The organism is Campylobacter sp. MIT 12-8780 (genome assembly GCF_006864535.1).
Lineage (GTDB): Bacteria > Campylobacterota > Campylobacteria > Campylobacterales > Campylobacteraceae > Campylobacter_D.
In genome coordinates this window covers 1-1796 of the sequence record NZ_QHLL01000019.1, presented here as the reverse complement: position 1 = coordinate 1796, position 1796 = coordinate 1, and the positions used below count along the sequence as shown (strand labels likewise).

Genomic DNA, 1796 nt, shown 5'->3' with positions numbered 1-1796 from the left:
AGATGATTTTTTAGCAAGGATAAGCAAGGGAAATTTAAGTGATTATTCAGTTGGAGTGAAAAAACTTAGCCTTGAAGAGATGAAAGAGGTTAAGGGTGGTGCGTTTCAATCTGTAGGAAATTGTTTTACTAGTTCTAATTTTTGCCTTAGTTTTGCTGTAAGTCAAACAATTACAGGAACTCACTACAAGGACTTCAAAGCCGTGATTACAAATGAAGAGCCATATTATACAAACAAACATATTGGTTTTATAGTGCAAAACAATTGGGCAATTTCAGGACAAGGAAAACGCTATAATTATTTTACCTATGCAGCCGTAGTTCTTGATAGATCTACTGGTAGAATGTGGAAGGAATCAAACTCTGTTTTAAACAATAATGGTATTGTCAGAGAATTAAGCTACAGATATAAAAATACTTTTGATAATCAGCTTGGTGGCTTACGAATTAAATAATGCTTTTTCAATTTGCTGGAGTTTATGACTTCAGCAAAATTGTATTTTGTCGATATATATTATATCTTAAATCAACCCTAAAGGGCAAACTCAAATGCAAACAAACTCTATAAATTCATACTTAAGCTCTGCAAGCTTAAATCATATAAATACCTTAAATTCTCAACAAGAAAAAACCAAAAATTCAAATGAAACATTAGCTAAGACAAATAATGCTACTCAAGCTATAAATTTAAACATAACACAAACTAATACCTTAAATTCAAACATTTCAAATTTAGTCCAAGATAAAAACAAGGCAGTCTCTCAAGTCTTAGGTTATGGTGTGGATAAAGAAGGCTTTTTTACTAGTGATTTTAATGAAAAATTAAATTTACCCAAAGAATATAAAATTTACTCCAAGGATATGCAAGAGCTATTAAATCAACTCTTGCAAAACAAACATTTTTCCAATATAGATTTTGAGAAAACCTTGCAAAATGTAAGTAAAATTTTTAACCAGATTATGTCGTATTCAAGCGAAGATTCACTTAGCAAGGAACAAATTCAAAGCCTACCTTTGGGTTTTAAATATGATAGAAAAAATCTCAATGTGCTTGAAATTTATAATGATATAAATCAACTAAACAAGGCAGTAAGCAAAGATGAAACTTCTGCCTTTTTTAGTAAAAATACTCAAAATTCTTTTAGTTTTTCTTCATATTCTTCCCAAAAATATGAAAATTACACCAGCATTCAAAAAAATGCAAATTCTTATATAAAAGAAAATGGCAGTATAAGTAAAGGAGGAATTTTTGTAGCTTTTGCAAAAAATCAACTCAATCAAAACGAAAATGGTTTTCTAATCAGTGGGCAAACAACCATAAGTGGCAAACTAATGGGTTTTGATACCACGATAAGCAAAGAAGACATTAGGAGCTTAAACGACTTTATAGAAAGCAATTCTTTTTTAGGAGATAGCAACTCAGTTAAAACTCTTGAAGAAGGCATTGCCTATATGTCTAAAATACTTGATTTGTTTAGTTCTGATTTGAGTATTGATGAGTTTAAAACACAATGGCAAAAACTTCAAAACAAAGAAGCAAGCCAAACACAAAATGAGTTAAAATCAATAGAAACTATCATAGAAAATGAGAAAGAAAATATCAAAGGTAGGCAAAACACCAAAACAAACAAAACAACCTTCACTCCAATACAAGCAGAAAGTAAAAATGAAACTTATAAAGCTATAGATACAAATGAACTTCTTAAAAAACTTTTAGAAGAAAGTTTTGATGAAAAAGATTTTCTTAAAATGCTTTTTGGAATAAAAGATGAGAATTTAAATTTAAAAAGTCTTGAT

Annotated in this window: 2 protein-coding genes; both read left to right on the top strand. The window is 29.3% G+C overall.

Annotated elements, in window-relative coordinates:
- Positions 1 to 454 (top strand): hypothetical protein (locus tag DMB95_RS09480; RefSeq protein WP_260604847.1); only part of this gene is annotated, 454 nt, incomplete at its 5' end.
- A 94-nt stretch (positions 455 to 548) separates the two neighbouring features.
- A partial coding sequence (locus DMB95_RS09475; protein ID WP_142931841.1) for a Cj0814 family flagellar-dependent secreted protein occupies positions 549 to 1796 on the top strand: 1248 nt, incomplete at its 3' end.